At 61.7% G+C, this 14,213-nt stretch carries 11 protein-coding genes and 4 tRNA genes; 1 reads left to right on the top strand and 14 read right to left on the bottom strand.

Translation table 11 applies throughout. From position 1 onward, the window contains the following. Window positions 1–153: 153 nt before the first annotated feature. Window positions 154–230: transfer RNA gene (locus RGV33_RS10960), tRNA-Val, on the bottom strand. Between the two features lie 184 nt (window positions 231–414). Between RGV33_RS10960 and RGV33_RS10955 the strand changes: the two genes are divergently transcribed. Beyond that, window positions 415–1,698, top strand: a complete 1,284-nt coding sequence (locus RGV33_RS10955; RefSeq protein WP_322144283.1) for an FAD-binding oxidoreductase — start codon at window positions 415–417, stop codon at window positions 1,696–1,698. Between the two features lie 165 nt (window positions 1,699–1,863). Here RGV33_RS10955 and RGV33_RS10950 read toward each other — a convergent pair. From RGV33_RS10950 to RGV33_RS10890, 13 genes are all read right to left on the bottom strand, one after another. Further along, window positions 1,864–1,940, bottom strand: a tRNA-Asp gene (locus RGV33_RS10950). 105 nt (window positions 1,941–2,045) lie between these two features. Further along, window positions 2,046–2,122, bottom strand: a tRNA-Asp gene (locus tag RGV33_RS10945). Between the two features lie 55 nt (window positions 2,123–2,177). After that, window positions 2,178–2,253: transfer RNA gene (locus RGV33_RS10940), tRNA-Val, on the bottom strand. A 107-nt stretch (window positions 2,254–2,360) separates the two neighbouring features. Continuing rightward, window positions 2,361–3,125 (bottom strand): SDR family oxidoreductase, encoded by a 765-nt coding sequence (locus RGV33_RS10935; protein WP_322144282.1) that lies wholly within the window; start codon window positions 3,123–3,125, stop codon window positions 2,361–2,363. 11 nt (window positions 3,126–3,136) lie between these two features. After that, window positions 3,137–4,348, bottom strand: a complete 1,212-nt coding sequence (locus tag RGV33_RS10930) for an O-succinylhomoserine sulfhydrylase (protein ID WP_322144281.1) — start codon at window positions 4,346–4,348, stop codon at window positions 3,137–3,139. A gap of 66 nt (window positions 4,349–4,414) precedes the next feature. Continuing rightward, window positions 4,415–5,920 carry an amidophosphoribosyltransferase gene (gene purF / locus RGV33_RS10925; RefSeq protein WP_003212683.1) on the bottom strand — a complete coding sequence of 502 codons (1,506 nt, stop codon included), beginning with the start codon at window positions 5,918–5,920 and terminating at the stop codon, window positions 4,415–4,417. A gap of 41 nt (window positions 5,921–5,961) precedes the next feature. Then, the gene (locus RGV33_RS10920) at window positions 5,962–6,519 is read right to left on the bottom strand and encodes a CvpA family protein (protein ID WP_088422526.1); all 558 of its coding nucleotides are present in this window, start codon (window positions 6,517–6,519) and stop codon (window positions 5,962–5,964) included. 175 nt (window positions 6,520–6,694) lie between these two features. Beyond that, entirely contained in the window at window positions 6,695–7,357 is a 663-nt protein-coding gene (locus tag RGV33_RS10915; RefSeq protein WP_322144280.1) for an SPOR domain-containing protein, read from the bottom strand. Further along, the gene (gene folC / locus RGV33_RS10910; RefSeq protein WP_322144279.1) at window positions 7,341–8,648 is read right to left on the bottom strand and encodes a bifunctional tetrahydrofolate synthase/dihydrofolate synthase; all 1,308 of its coding nucleotides are present in this window, start codon (window positions 8,646–8,648) and stop codon (window positions 7,341–7,343) included. Before folC ends, RGV33_RS10915 begins: the two co-directional genes overlap by 17 nt. Further along, complete coding sequence (gene accD / locus RGV33_RS10905; RefSeq protein WP_322144278.1) at window positions 8,645–9,565, bottom strand: acetyl-CoA carboxylase, carboxyltransferase subunit beta; 921 nt, start codon at window positions 9,563–9,565, stop codon at window positions 8,645–8,647. Before accD ends, folC begins: the two co-directional genes overlap by 4 nt. A 243-nt stretch (window positions 9,566–9,808) precedes the next feature. Next, window positions 9,809–10,441 carry a phosphoribosylanthranilate isomerase gene (locus tag RGV33_RS10900; RefSeq protein WP_322144277.1) on the bottom strand — a complete coding sequence of 211 codons (633 nt, stop codon included), beginning with the start codon at window positions 10,439–10,441 and terminating at the stop codon, window positions 9,809–9,811. A 63-nt stretch (window positions 10,442–10,504) separates the two neighbouring features. Further along, window positions 10,505–11,329, bottom strand: a complete 825-nt coding sequence (truA, locus tag RGV33_RS10895; RefSeq protein WP_322148654.1) for a tRNA pseudouridine(38-40) synthase TruA — start codon at window positions 11,327–11,329, stop codon at window positions 10,505–10,507. A gap of 195 nt (window positions 11,330–11,524) precedes the next feature. Continuing rightward, window positions 11,525–14,074 carry a FimV/HubP family polar landmark protein gene (locus RGV33_RS10890; protein WP_322144276.1) on the bottom strand — a complete coding sequence of 850 codons (2,550 nt, stop codon included), beginning with the start codon at window positions 14,072–14,074 and terminating at the stop codon, window positions 11,525–11,527. Between the last annotated feature and the right edge of the window lie 139 nt (window positions 14,075–14,213).

Here is a 14,213-nt window from a genome sequence, read left to right as displayed (position 1 = left end):
GGTGTGCTTCTGAAGGGGCACGACGCAGAAATCGAGTGCATGAGGATGGCGCCGAACTGGCGTTTGAATGGGCACGTCACAAATTCCGGGCAACAAAAAAGGGCCCACCTTTCGGTGAGCCCTTCTAGACCGCCCAGCAGAGCGGATTTTGTTTGGTAGGCGCGATTGGACTCGAACCAACGACCCCCACCATGTCAAGGTGGTGCTCTAACCAACTGAGCTACGTGCCTGCTGTGAGGCGGCATTCTACGGAATTCCCAAGGGGTGTCAACACCTTTTTTGCACCTAAGCCTATGAATATGCGAATTTTTTATTTTCGGCCGGTACAACCGGATTTTTCCGGCAGCTGGCAGCGGATTTTCAACTCAGGTAGGATCGGCGCACTCGTAAAAAATATAAAACAGAGGTTCCAGGATGGCGAACACCCCCTACCCCCAGTCGTATTACGCCGCGTCTGCGAATGCGGTACCTCCCCGCCCTGAGCTGCAAGGTGAAGTCGAAACTGATGTGTGCGTGATTGGTGCGGGCTATACCGGGCTTTCCAGCGCACTGTTTCTGCTCGAGAACGGTTTTCGCGTGACGGTATTGGAAGCTGCCAAGGTGGGTTTTGGCGCCTCGGGCCGCAACGGTGGGCAGATTGTTAACAGCTATAGCCGTGATATCGATGTGATCGAGCGCAGTGTCGGCCCCAAGCAGGCGCAATTGCTGGGTGAGATGGCGTTTGAAGGCGGCAGGATTATTCGCGATCGCGTAGCCAGGTATCAGATCCAGTGCGACCTGAAAAACGGCGGTGTATTCGCCGCCCTGAACAGCAAGCACATGGGCCATCTGGAATCGCAGAAGCGCCTGTGGGAGCGCTACGGCCACACTCAGCTGGAGCTGCTGGACGAGCGCCGTATTCGTGAAGTGGTCGCCTGTGACAACTACGTGGGCGGCCTGCTGGACATGAGCGGAGGGCACATTCACCCGCTGAACCTGGCACTGGGTGAAGCGGCGGCAGTGGAAGCCCTTGGCGGCACCCTCTACGAACAGTCGGCGGCGATTCGCATCGAGCGCGGCGCCAATCCGGTGGTGCATACCGCACACGGCAAGGTCAGGGCCAAGTTCATTATTGTCGCGGGCAATGCTTACCTCGGTAACCTGGTGCCGGAGCTGGCTGCCAAGTCGATGCCGTGCGGCACGCAGGTCATTACGACCGCGCCGCTGGGCGATGAGCTGGCAAAGACACTGCTGCCGCAGGATTACTGCGTCGAAGACTGTAACTACTTGCTGGATTACTACCGGCTGACCAGCGACAAGCGCCTGATCTTCGGCGGTGGCGTGGTGTATGGCGCGCGGGACCCGGCGAACATCGAGGCAATCATCCGCCCGAAGATGCTCAAGGCCTTCCCACAGCTCAAGGATGTGAAGATCGACTACGCCTGGACCGGTAATTTCCTGCTGACCCTGTCGCGCCTGCCGCAAGTCGGTCGCCTGGGCGACAACATCTATTACTCCCAGGGCTGTAGCGGCCACGGCGTGACGTACACCCACTTGGCGGGCAAGGTACTGGCGGAAGCATTAAGAGGCCAGGCAGAGCGTTTTGATGCGTTTGCCGACCTGCCGCACTACCCGTTCCCGGGCGGCCAACTGTTGCGCACGCCGTTTGCGGCGCTGGGAGCCTGGTATTACGGGCTGCGGGACAAGCTGGGGTTCTAATCCCGGATCGCGGGGCTGGCTTGCCGGCCCCTGCGCATCCAGCAGCGAGCTAAATCGCAGACACAAAAAACCCCGGTCTTTCGACCAGGGTGTTTGCTATCGATCCAACCAAGCCAAGGGCTTGCTTTGGCGTCTCAGGGCGTTCAGTGGGCCCTGGAACAGATATGGCGCAGCGGACGGGACTCGAACCCGCGACCCCCGGCGTGACAGGCCGGTATTCTAACCGACTGAACTACCGCTGCGTATCGCTCAGACTGCCGAAGTGTCACCTTCAACCGCCTTCAAACATCTGACTGATCAGCCTTGGCTGTTCAATCTCAAATCTGAACCATCAGACCTGGAAAATATGGCGCAGCGGACGGGACTCGAACCCGCGACCCCCGGCGTGACAGGCCGGTATTCTAACCGACTGAACTACCGCTGCGCGTCGGTGCAACCTTTAACGTTGCGTCTTGCCCGAAGGCAAAACTCTCAAGAAGTGGTGGGTGATGACGGGATCGAACCGCCGACCCTCTGCTTGTAAGGCAGATGCTCTCCCAGCTGAGCTAATCACCCTTTGCTTCGTTGAGGCCGCGAAATTTACGCAGGTAGCGGACCTAAGTCAATAGCCTGCTTGAAGTTTTTCTGAAAAAGACAAAATCACTTCAGGACTGCGACCCGCCCTACTCGCTGTAAATCATCTTCTTGCTCATGCCACCGTCGACCACGAACTCCTGCCCGGTGACAAACCCGGCATTGCGCGACAGCAACCACGCCACCATCGCCGCCACGTCCTCCACAGTGCCTACCCTGCCCGCCGGGTGCTGCGCGTGATCAGCGTCCGTCAGCGGCTCGGCACGGCGTGCAGCCGGGTCTCGCGCATCGATCCAGCCCGGGCTCACGGCATTGACCCGCACTTCCGGCCCAAGACTGATGGCCAGCGCGTGGGTCAGGGCCAGCAAACCACCCTTGCTCGCCGCGTAGGCTTCGGTGTCCGGCTCCGACTGGCGGGCCCGGGTCGACGCCAGGTTGACGATGGCGCCACCATGAGCCCGCAGGTACGGCGCGCAGTGCTTGGCAAGCAACATCGGCCCACTGAGGTTCACCGCCATTACCCGGTTCCAGTAAGCCAGGTCGAGGCTTTCCAGGGTGATATTGCGCGGGTCGGCCACGGCGGCGTTACACACCAATGCATCCAGGCGTCCGAACTGGCCAAGTACTTCGGCCACGCCAAGGGCGACCTGCCGCTCATCGGCCACATCCATGGTGATAAACCAGGCGTTGTCGCCCAGCACCTTGGACACCTTCGAACCGCGCTCGCGGTCCAGGTCCGTGAGCACCACCTGCCAGCCTTCGCTGATCAACCAGGCGGCAATCCCCAGGCCAATGCCACGCGCCGCGCCGGTGACCAGCGCGACGCGCCCATTACTGGCGCCCGCGGCCTCCATGGACCACTCGATCACAGGGCCGCCAACCCACGGGCCAGATCGGCCTGCAAGTCAGCAACGTCTTCCAGGCCCACCGCGACGCGGATCAGGCTGTCACGAATACCCGCCGCTTCACGCTCTTGCGGCGCCAGGCGACCGTGGGAGGTGGTGCTTGGGTGAGTGATGGTGGTTTTGCTGTCACCCAGGTTGGCGGTAATGGAAATCAGGCGGGTTGCATCGATAAAGCGCCAGGCGCCCTCTTTGCCGCCCTTGACCTCAAAACTCACCACGGCGCCAAAACCACGCTGCTGGCGCTGGGCCAACGCGTGCTGGGGGTGGCTCTTGAGGCCGGCGTAGTGGACTTTCTCGATACCGTCCTGCTGTTCCAGCCACTCGGCTAACGCCTGGGCGTTGGCACAATGGGCCTTCATCCGCAGGCTCAGGGTTTCGAGGCCCTTGAGGAAGATCCAGGCATTGAACGGGCTCAGGGTCGGGCCGGCGGTGCGCAAGAAGCCCACCACTTCCTTCATCTGCTCGCTGCGCCCTGCAACCACGCCCCCCATGCAACGGCCCTGGCCGTCGATGAACTTGGTGGCCGAGTGCACGACGATGTCGGCGCCCAGCTTCAGCGGCTGTTGCAGCGCCGGGGTGCAGAAGCAGTTGTCGACGATCAGCATCGCGCCCTTGGCGTGCGCCACTTCGGACAATGCAGCGATGTCCACCAACTCAGCCAAAGGATTGGACGGCGACTCGACAAACAGCAATTTGGTGTTGGCCTTGATGGCCGCGTCCCAGCCGGACAGGTCCGCCAGTGGCACGTAGTCGACTTCAATGCCAAAGCGCTTGAAGTACTTTTCGAACAGGCTGATGGTCGAACCAAACACGCTGCGCGACACCAGCACGTGATCGCCGGCGCTGCACAGGCTCATGACCACCGCTAGAATCGCGGCCATGCCCGTGGCAGTCGCGACAGCTTGCTCGGCGCCTTCCAGCGCAGCGATACGCTCTTCGAACGCACGCACGGTCGGGTTGGTGTAGCGCGAATACACGTTGCCCGGCACTTCACCGGCAAAGCGCGCGGCGGCGTCGGCGGCGGTGCGGAACACGTAGCTGGAGGTAAAGAACATCGGGTCACCGTGCTCACCTTCCGGGGTGCGGTGCTGGCCGGCGCGCACAGCCAGGGTATCGAAAGCTACGCCATCGAGGTCGCTGTCCAAGCGACCGGCATCCCATTCCTGACTCATGCTCTACTCCTCAACTCGAATGCTTTATCAAAGATACAAAACCGGCCCCTCAGGGCCGGTGTCTACTCAGTTGTTGTACAGGTCGATGATCGCGCTGACCGCCTGGGTCTTGATCTTCGAGGAATCGTTACGGGCCTGCTCGATCTTGTTCAGGTAGGCCTCGTCGACATCGCCGGTGACGTACTTGCCGTCAAATACCGCGCAATCGAACTCCTCGATCTTGATCTTGCCACCACCGACGGCTTCGATCAGGTCCGGCAGGTCCTGGTAGATCAGCCAATCGGCGCCGATCAGGTCCGCAACGTCCTGGGTCGAACGGTTGTGGGCGATCAGTTCGTGGGCGCTTGGCATGTCGATGCCGTACACGTTCGGGTAACGCACGGCTGGCGCGGCGGAACAGAAGTAAACGTTCTTTGCCCCGGCTTCGCGGGCCATCTGGATGATCTGCTTGCAGGTAGTACCACGCACGATGGAATCGTCCACCAGCATCACGTTCTTGCCGCGAAATTCCAGCTCGATCGCGTTGAGCTTCTGGCGTACCGACTTCTTGCGTGCGGCCTGGCCGGGCATGATGAAGGTACGGCCGATGTAACGGTTCTTGACGAAGCCTTCGCGGAACTTCACGCCCAGGTGGTTCGCCAGCTCCAGCGCTGCGGTGCGGCTGGTGTCCGGGATCGGGATGACCACGTCGATGTCGTGGTCCGGGCGCTCGCGCAGGATCTTGTCCGCCAGCTTCTCGCCCATGCGCAGACGCGCCTTGTACACCGAGACACCGTCGATGATCGAATCCGGACGCGCCAGGTAGACGTGTTCGAAGATGCACGGGGTGAGTTTCGGGTTCAACGCGCACTGACGGGTGTGCAGCTTGCCGTCTTCCGTGATGTAGACAGCTTCGCCCGGCGCCAGGTCGCGGATCAGGGTGAAGCCCAGCACGTCCAGGGACACGCTTTCGGAAGCGATCATGTACTCGACGCCTTCGTCGGTATGACGCTGGCCGAACACGATCGGACGGATACCGTGGGGGTCGCGGAAACCGACGATGCCGTAGCCGGTCACCATCGCCACGACGGCGTAACCACCCACGCAACGGTTGTGCACGTCAGTCACGGCGGCGAACACGTCTTCTTCGGTCGGCTGCAGCTTGCCGCGCTGGGCCAGCTCGTGAGCGAACACGTTCAGCAGGACTTCGGAGTCCGAATTGGTGTTGACGTGGCGCAGGTCAGATTCGTAAATCTCCTTGGCCAGTTGTTCAACGTTGGTCAAGTTGCCGTTGTGCGCCAGGGTGATGCCATACGGCGAGTTGACGTAAAACGGCTGGGCTTCGGCCGAGGTCGAGCTGCCCGCAGTGGGGTAGCGCACGTGGCCAATGCCCATGTGCCCGACCAGGCGCTGCATGTGGCGCTGATGGAACACGTCACGCACCAGGCCATTGTCCTTGCGCAGGAATAACCGGCCGTCGTGGCTGGTCACAATACCGGCAGCATCCTGGCCGCGGTGCTGGAGGACGGTTAGCGCGTCATACAGCGCCTGATTCACGTTCGACTTACCGACGATACCGACGATGCCACACATGCGACGCAACCCCTACTTAATGAATCTTGACTGAACACAACTTACTGAGGCGTTTTGGCCGGTAAGAGGTGTTCCTTGAACGGAAGATCAGCGGGTATGCTGATCCCGCTGGCCAGCCACTGACTGCTCCACCCCAAAATGAGGTTTTTGGACCAATCTGCAACCAATAGAAATTTTGGCACGAGTACAGACTCTTGCCACCACGAATCCTGCTGTACCGGCCCCAGGCTCAACAGCCCGACCGCCACAACCACCAGCAAGCCGCCACGCGCGGCGCCGAAGGCCATGCCGAGAAATCGATCGGTCCCGGAGAGGCCGGTGACGCGTATCAATTCGCCGATAAGATAATTGACCATTGCCCCCACCAACAACGTGGCGATGAACATGATGGCGCAGCCCGCGATGACGCGAGCCGAAGGTGTCTCGATGTATCCGGCCAGGTAGACAGACAATGAACCGCCGAACATCCAGGCTACAACTCCTGCGATGATCCATGTCAGCAGCGACAGTGCTTCTTTAACGAAGCCGCGGCTCAGACTGATCAACGCGGAGATGGCGACGATTGCAACGATCGCCCAATCAACCCAGGTAAATGGCACAGTTCAGCCTACAGACGGATAAGGCGGCGCATTTTAGCAGAGCGCCGGGCTATCGGTAAGCTGTGATTAGCAGTGCATTTGAAATCAATGAGTTGCGCCAGATAAATGCAGGAGCCGGCTTGCCGGCGATAGCGTCCTCGAGGCCGCCATCGCCGGCAAGCCGGCTCCTACAGCTTTAACCGCGCTCTGGCTGGAAGCGAACCACAAAACCCTTGAGGTTCTGCTGGCGGTCCAGCAGGTCCCGCAGGCGATCGGCTTCGGCACGCTCGATCAACGGCCCGATAAAGACCCGGTTCTTGCCATCGGCACTGCGGATATAAGCGTTGTACCCCTGAGTGCGCAGCTTTTTCTGCAAGGCGTCAGCGCTTTCGCGGTTAGCCAGGCTGGCCAGCTGGATCGACCAACTGATCGGCAGGCCATTGGGGTCAATGCGGCTCTGACCCACGTCCGGCTTGCCCGGTGCAGCGGGTTGCGGTGCTACCGGCTTGGGTGCAGGCGCTGGCGCCGCTGGCTTGGCCGCGGCCGCAGGAGCCGCAGGCGCTGGCTTCACCACCGGGACGCTCGCCTGAACCGGCATCGAAGGTGCCTGCTGCGCAGCCACCTCGTCATCGCTGGGCACTGGCTCTTCCTGCGGTAGCGCTTGCGGCTCGGGCACCACCACCGGTTCAACCTGAACCTGAGGCACCGCAGGCGCCTGGGGCGCAGCCGGCGCTTCGACAGTCACCTGGCGCTGTTCGTCCTGACGGGAAAACAGCATTGGCAGAAAAATCACCGCCAACGCCACCAGAACCAGGGCCCCAACCATTCGCTGCTTGTATGCGCTATCCAGTAATGCCATGTGCAGCTTCCTCCGTGGAGCGCCGGGCCAACCATTCGAGCGCCTCGGCAACACAATAAAATGATCCGAACAACAGAATCTCATCCTCAGGCGTCGCAATCGCGCACTGGGCTTCCAGGGCGGCTGTCACGCTTGCATGGGACGTCACCGACGCCCCAAGGCTCTGCAGTGCAACCTGCAACTCGGTAGCAGGACGACTGCGCGGCGTATCCAGCGGCGCAACGGCCCAGGCCTGGACGTTGCCCAGCAAGGGTGCAACCACACCGTCCAGGTCCTTGTCGGACAACAGCCCGAACACCGCCAGGCGGCGACCGGCAGGCGCAGTGCGCGCCAGGCGCTTGGCCAGGTATTCGGCTGCGTGAGGGTTATGCCCTACATCCAGCAGCAGGTTCAGACGCTTGCCATTCCAGCCGAAGCTGCGCCGATCAAGGCGCCCCACCACACGAGTAGCCTGCAACGTAGCGGCAATCTGCTCGGCATGCCAGGGCAAATCCAGCAACAGGTAGGCTTGCAGCGCGAGCGCGGCGTTTTCCATCGGCAGGTTCAGCAGCGGCAGGTCGCGCAACTCAACGGTTTGACCGCGCGCATCAAGCCCGCGCCATTGCCAGGACCGGTCGCCAATCTCGAGATTGAAATCACGCCCACGCAGGAAGAACGGGCAATCCAGCTCGCGCACCTTGTCCAGCAAGGTATGCGGCGGGTCCAGGTCACCACACAGTGCAGGCTTGCCCTGGCGGAAGATCCCGGCCTTTTCATAGGCCACGGATTCCCGGGTATTACCAAGGTAGTCGGCATGATCGACACCAATGCTGGTGATCAGCGCCAGGTCGGCATCCACCACGTTGACCGTGTCCAGGCGCCCGCCCAGGCCGACTTCCAACACCACCACATCCAGTTGCGCACGCTCGAACAGCCAGAACGCCGCCAGGGTGCCCATCTCGAAATACGTCAGGGAAGTCTCGCCACGCCCGGCATCGAGTGCGGCGAAGGCTTCGCACAGCTGCTCGTCAGTGGCTTCAACGCCATTGAGTTGCACCCGCTCGTTGTAGCGCAGCAGGTGCGGTGAGTTGTACACGCCGACCTTCAGGCCCTGGGCTTGCAGCAAGGCTGCAACAAAGGCGCAGGTAGAACCCTTGCCATTGGTGCCGGTCACCGTGATCACACGCGGCGCCGGCCGGCCCAACCCGAGGCGGGCCGCTACCTGTTGCGAGCGCTCCAGGCCCATGTCGATGGCTGACGGATGCAACTGCTCAAGGTAGGCGAGCCATTCGCCCAGGGTACGTTGGGTCATATGTTTGCAGGCACCGGCGGCACGATGATTGGTTCTACTTTAGGCGCGACGTACACCGGTGTCGGCAGGCCCATCATTTGCGCCAGCAGGCTACCCAGGCGCGGGCGCAGTTCGCCACGCGCAATGATCAGGTCGATCGCGCCGTGCTCCAGCAGAAACTCGCTGCGCTGGAAACCTTCCGGCAGTTTTTCGCGAACCGTCTGCTCGATAACCCGTGGCCCGGCGAAGCCGATCAGGGCTTTGGGCTCACCGACGATCACATCACCCAGCATGGCCAGGCTGGCGGAAACGCCACCGTAGACCGGGTCGGTCAGCACGGAGATGAACGGGATACCTTCTTCACGCAGACGCGCCAGTACCGCAGAGGTCTTGGCCATTTGCATCAGGGAAATCAGCGCTTCCTGCATCCGCGCACCGCCAGAGGCTGCGAAGCAGATCATCGGGCAGCGGTTTTCCAGGGCGTAGTTGGCGGCACGTACAAAACGCTCGCCGACGATGGCGCCCATGGAGCCACCCATGAAGGAAAACTCGAACGCGCAAACCACTACCGGCATGCCCAGCAGCTTGCCGCTGACGGAAATCAGCGCGTCTTTTTCACCGGTCTGCTTCTGGGCTGCGGTGAGGCGGTCTTTGTATTTCTTGCCGTCGCGGAATTTCAGACGGTCAACCGGCTCCAGGTCAGCACCCAGTTCGGAGCGACCATCGGCGTCGAGGAAGATATCAATGCGGGCGCGGGCGCCGATACGCATGTGGTGGTTGCACTTGGGGCAAACATCCAGGGTCTTTTCCAACTCCGGGCGGTACAGCACCGCGTCGCAGGATGGGCACTTGTGCCAAAGACCTTCAGGAACCGAGCTTTTCTTCACCTCGGAACGCATGATCGAGGGGATCAGTTTGTCTACTAACCAGTTGCTCATGCTTTCTTTCTCCAGTACCGGTGGCTAGAACACAGCCCCGCGTATGCCCTTGAGCTAAATTCATATGTGGCGATGACACAAGCTGGACGGGGTCAGACCTTCGACCTGCCATTTCCTGCCTGTGCCCTCAGCCTTCCAGACAACCTGCAGTGCAGGGTTGCCACTTCATTTCCGGGCCTCCCACAGGCGGCGCCGGGCTGTTTTACACAGTGGTAGTTATGGACGGCGGCAGACTGCCAGCCGTCACATCGTCCCACTGCTGTCGCGCACGGCCTGCATGAATGCGCGAATCTTTGCGTGATCCTTGATGCCCTTGGCTTGCTCCACCCCACCGCTGACGTCCACGGCATAGGGCCGAACCTGCTCAATAGCGCGTCCAACGTTGCCCGGGTTCAGACCGCCCGCGAGGATGATCGGCTTGCTCAAGCCTTCAGGGATCAACGACCAGTCAAACGCCTCGCCGGTACCGCCTGGAACGCCTTCGACGTAGGTGTCGAGGAGAATCCCGCGAGCCCCGGTGTAGGCAGCGCACGCCGCAGCGATATCGTCGCCGGCCTTGACCCGCAACGCTTTGATATACGGACGCTGATAGCTTTCGCACTCTTCAGCGCTTTCATCGCCATGGAACTGCAACATGTCGAGTTGTACGGCATCGAGGGTTTCATTGAGTTCGCAACGGCTGGCGTTGACGAACAACCCGACCGTGGTCACGAATGGCGGCAGCGCGGCAATGATCGCCCGCGCCTGCAATACATTCACCGCCCGTGGGCTCTTGGCATAAAACACGAAACCGATGGCATCGGCGCCCGCCTCGACCGCCGCCAACGCGTCTTCTATGCGGGTAATCCCGCAAATCTTGCTGCGAACGGCAGACATGTCGATGAAACCTCAGGGCGTGTCCGGGAAAGTCCCGGATGGTAACAAATGCTTTTGAGGGCGTCAGCCGCCAAGTTCGCTGAAACCTGTGAGGAAGTGTGGCCCGATGAACCGCTGCGGCAGTTCGAACTCATCGCGGTACTCTACATCCACCAGGTAAAGGCCGAACGGGTGCGCAGTGACGCCGCCTGTACGGCGAATCCGGCTTTCCAGCACTTCTTTGGCCCATTCGACCGGGCGCTCGCCGGTACCGATGGTCATCAGCACCCCGGCAATATTGCGCACCATGTGGTGCAGGAAGGCGCCGGCGCGGATATCCAGCACGATCATCTTGCCGTGGCGCGTCACCCGCAGGTGATGGACTTGCTTGATCGGCGACTTGGCCTGGCACTGGCCGGCACGAAACGCGCTGAAATCATGGATACCCACCAAATGCCGGGCGGCCTCGGCCATGCGCTCGGCGTCCAGCGGGCGGTGGTTCCAGGTGATTTCTTCGTTGAGATGGGCCGGGCGGATCTGATCGTTGTAGATCACATAGCGATAACGCCGGGCGATTGCCTTGAAGCGCGCATGAAAGTCCGCCGGCATCACCTTGGCCCAACTGACGCTGACGTCGTGGGGCAAATTGATATTGGCGCCCATGACCCACGCCTTCATCGAGCGCTCGGCCTGGGTATCGAAGTGCACCACTTGCCCGCAGGCATGCACACCGGCGTCGGTGCGCCCCGCGCACATCAGCGACACCGGCGAGTCGGCGACTTTCGACAAGGCCTTCTCAAGGGTTTCCTGCACCGTCGGCACACCCGAGGCCTGGCGTTGCCAGCCGCGATAGCGTGAGCCTTTATATTCCACGCCCAGGGCGATTCTGAAAAAGCCTGCGGCCGCCATTTCGGCGGCCGCGTTATCTATATTTGCCAAGAACTGAGAGCCTGATGAGTTGCGCAAAGGCAGCCATTATAAGGCCGCGCGCCGAGCGTGGGGCTTTTTGTAGGCGCTGGCTTGCCGGCGATGGCGTCAACCGGGTGTACCTGATACACCGAGGTGCCTGCATCGCCGGCAAGCCAGCTCCTACAGAGCAAGGTATCAAGCCAGGCGGCCGAGCATTTCCTTGGCTTCGCCTTGTTGGCCGTCATCGCCCTCCTTGAGCACTTCGGCAAGGATGTCCCGCGCGCCATCGGCGTCGCCCATGTCGATGTAGGCCTGGGCCAGGTCGAGCTTGGTGGCCACTTCGTCGGTACCGGAGAGGAAGTCGAACTCGGGCTCATCACCACTCAGCACCGCGTCTTCGGCGGTAAAGGACGGTTCGATCGGTGGATGCTCCAGGCTTTGCGACAGGCGATCCAGTTCGGCGTTGACGTCATCAAGCTCCGAGGCGAACGCATCCGGCTTGGCCGCTGCAGGCGCCTCGGGCTCGTCAGCCAGGGACAGGTCGAAATCTTCCGGCAGGTCGAGGTCGTCCAGGTCAGCGGGCGTCAGGGTTGGCGGTTCTACCGGCGGCAGGTCCTTCATCTGGCCTTCAAGGCCAAAGAGGAAGTCGTCGTCGGATTGGGTCGACGATGGCGGATCGAGTTGCAGGTCCAGGTCGAAGTCCGAGAGGTCTTCCTCGCCGGCCTTGGCCTCGGTCTGCTGTTGCAGCAGCGATTCAAAGCTCAGGTCCTCCGCCTGCGGGTTGACCACGGCAGGCGAAGCGGCTTCCAGGTCATCCAGGCTCAGGTCGAAGTCGGTATCGAACGCTTCCGGTTCCGCCTCGGGTGCAGGAGCAGGCGGCGCGGGTTCGTCCTTGAGCAAGTCTTTGACGTACTGGGCGTCCAGGGCCGCCGCCGCGACGGCAGCGCTGACGCCCGCCGCCAGCACGGCCATGGCCGGGAAACGGCTTTTCAGCTGTTCAACCTGGGCGTGATTCTCACCCGTGGCGACCAGTTGGCGCTCTTGAGCCACAAACCCTTCTTTGTTGCCCTGCAAGCCGTGGACTTCCATCAGCTTGAGACGCAGGTCGCTGCGCGTTGGCTCTTGCTTGATCGCATCTTCAAGTACTTCAGCGGCCTGGTTCAGGTGACCACGGTCGATGTGCGACTGGGCTTGCGCCAGGACGTCGGCTGGGCGTGGCGCAGCAACAGGGGCGACAAGCGGCGCAATCACCGGAGCTGCTGGAGCTGGAGCTGGAGCTGGGGCCAGCTTGACGTTCGGCGGCGGCACATCAAGGCCTTCGAAACTGTCGGACGGCAGATCATGATCAATGTTCGGTGCAAACTCCGGCTCTTCCGCCAGGGCCCGCGCCATGCGCAGGTGCTTCTCTTCTTCCAGGCGCGCATTGCGATGACGCGCCCACAACAGCAGGAGCAACAGCACCAGCAAACCCGCTGCGCCGCCGATCACGCCGAGCACAATCGGGTTGGTCAGCAGGTCGTTGAATTTACCTTCGGTGGTAGCAGGCGCCGCATCGGCCTTGACCGGCGCTTCGACTGGCGCAGCCACCGGGGTTGCTGCAGGTGCCGCAGCCGGCGCGGCGGGCTGTGCAGCCAGCTCGGCCGGCATCGCGGCGGTTGCAGCAGGCTGCGCCGCGGCGGCGCCCGGGGTCTGCAACTTGGCCAGTTGATTGTTCTTGAGTTCGATCAGCCGCTGCAGCTTGTCCAGCTGACTTTGCAGGTCAGCCATGCGGCTTTTCAGTTCTTCATTCTCGCGACGGGTCGAATCCAGGCTTTCCTGGGTTACCGCCAGCTTGTTGTTCAAGGCCCGGCTGTCGCCAGCGCCACCCTTCACGCCTTTCTTGGCGGCTTCGGCAGAAACCAGACTCAAGTTATCCTGGGTATTGGTCTGCGACGGCGCATTACCCGCCTGGGTACGTTTCGTGGCGTCCAGTTGCGCTTTGCCGGCAAGCGGGTTGCCACCGCGACGGCCCTCGCGCCACGCGGCGTTTTGCGCGCTGACTTCAGCAATCGCCTGGTTCTGCGGCAGGCTGGTGCTTTGGCCCGAATCCGGCAGGCGCAGGACCTGGCCGGTTTTCATGCGGTTGATGTTGCCGTCGATAAAGGCGTCAGGGTTCAGTGCCTGGATGGCCAGCATGGTCTGCTGCACCGAGGCGCCATTGCGGTTCTTCGCGGCGATTTCCCACAGGGTGTCGCGCGAGGTGGTGGTGTGTTCCCGGGCCTTGGTGACTGCCGGAGCCGCGGTCGCAGGCGACGTCAGGCGCGGTGCAGGCGCGGGCGCACCGGCGGCGGGAGTCGACGGGTCGAACTTGGCCGGGTCCAGCAATACGCTGTAGTCGCGCATCAGGCGGCCGTTGGGCCACTGCACTTGCAACAGGAAACGCACATAGGAATCAGGCAGCGGCTTAGTGGAGGTGACACGCACCACACTGCGGCCGTTGGGATTGACCACCGGGGTAAAGGTCAGGTCATTCAGGAACGCCTGGCGATCGACGCCCGCATCCACAAAGGCCTGGGACGAAGCCAGGCTGGGGGTGATCTCGGAGGCGGTCAGGCCACCGACGTCAAGCAACTCGATTTCCACCGACAGCGGCTGGTTCAGCTTCGACTTGAGGGTCATCTCCCCAAGTTGCAGCGCTTGCGCCATACCGGAGGACAGCGCCGAGGCGGCCGCTATTGCTAACACCAGTTTGCGAACTTGAACCATAGCCTCATCCTTTTTGAACACTCCCCGGCCTGCGAGAAGGTGGGTAACCGCTGCCATAAGGCATGGCGAGCCGATAGGTCACCGACGCGCAATTTTTCCAGCTTGGGGCCAAGCATAGCGCTTGGCTAGAATCAATCTA

It is taken from the genome of Pseudomonas sp. Bout1 (assembly GCF_034314165.1).
Lineage (GTDB): Bacteria > Pseudomonadota > Gammaproteobacteria > Pseudomonadales > Pseudomonadaceae > Aquipseudomonas.
Note: the sequence above shows the minus strand (reverse complement) of the source record. Positions and strands in the feature narration are given on the sequence as shown.

Bases quoted from the DNA above. Each gene is read 5' to 3' on its own strand.
- RGV33_RS10955 (WP_322144283.1), top strand. From the start codon at position 415: ATGGCGAACACCCCCTACCCCCAGTCGTATTACGCCGCGTCTGCGAAT.
- RGV33_RS10935 (WP_322144282.1), bottom strand. From the start codon at position 3,125: ATGGAGGCCGCGGGCGCCAGTAATGGGCGCGTCGCGCTGGTCACCGGC.
- RGV33_RS10930 (WP_322144281.1), bottom strand. From the start codon at position 4,348: ATGAGTCAGGAATGGGATGCCGGTCGCTTGGACAGCGACCTCGATGGC.
- purF (WP_003212683.1), bottom strand. From the start codon at position 5,920: ATGTGTGGCATCGTCGGTATCGTCGGTAAGTCGAACGTGAATCAGGCG.
- RGV33_RS10915 (WP_322144280.1), bottom strand. From the start codon at position 7,357: ATGGCATTACTGGATAGCGCATACAAGCAGCGAATGGTTGGGGCCCTG.
- folC (WP_322144279.1), bottom strand. From the start codon at position 8,648: ATGACCCAACGTACCCTGGGCGAATGGCTCGCCTACCTTGAGCAGTTG.
- accD (WP_322144278.1), bottom strand. From the start codon at position 9,565: ATGAGCAACTGGTTAGTAGACAAACTGATCCCCTCGATCATGCGTTCC.
- RGV33_RS10900 (WP_322144277.1), bottom strand. From the start codon at position 10,441: ATGTCTGCCGTTCGCAGCAAGATTTGCGGGATTACCCGCATAGAAGAC.
- truA (WP_322148654.1), bottom strand. From the start codon at position 11,329: ATGGCGGCCGCAGGCTTTTTCAGAATCGCCCTGGGCGTGGAATATAAA.
- RGV33_RS10890 (WP_322144276.1), bottom strand. From the start codon at position 14,074: ATGGTTCAAGTTCGCAAACTGGTGTTAGCAATAGCGGCCGCCTCGGCG.